1 protein-coding gene is annotated in these 411 nt (G+C 40.9%); it reads right to left on the bottom strand.

Features of this window, described 5'->3' with window-relative positions:
• Positions 1–91: 91 nt before the first annotated feature.
• Positions 92–411: RNA-guided endonuclease TnpB family protein (locus tag GPK81_RS12675; RefSeq protein WP_215707167.1), on the bottom strand; the 320-nt coding region annotated here is incomplete at its 5' end.

Raw genomic sequence — 411 nt, 5'->3', positions numbered from 1 at the left:
GGCAAGTTTGGTTCTCGTTCGATAGCACTACTGTGCTAAGCATAAGCGAGCTATCCCCGTGTGTCCCACGGTTGTGTTATGTTATTTAAGGTCATCCAATTACCAAACGCATTCCCTCATTTCTGATATTTATCGCTGCATTTACATCTCTATCATGATGGGTTCCACATTGCGGGCAATCCCACTCTCTCAGGGCAAGATTTTTCGTTTTTGCATTTTTGTAACCACAAACAGAACAGGTCTGGCTGCTTGCAAAAAATCTATCCACCTTCACAAGCTTCTTACCCTGTTTCTCCAGTTTGTATTTCAAAAATGTTGTGAACATTCCCCAGCCGTTATCTGAAACAGATTTTCCAAAATTCAGCGACTGTGACATTGCTTTCATATCCAAATCTTCTATACATACACAAT

Origin of the sequence: Blautia sp. MCC283 (assembly GCF_018785565.1) — a bacterium.
Classification (GTDB): Bacteria; Bacillota; Clostridia; order Lachnospirales; family Lachnospiraceae; genus Blautia_A.
The sequence above is the reverse complement of the archived record's forward strand: the minus strand, read 5'-3'. Positions and strand labels throughout refer to the sequence as shown.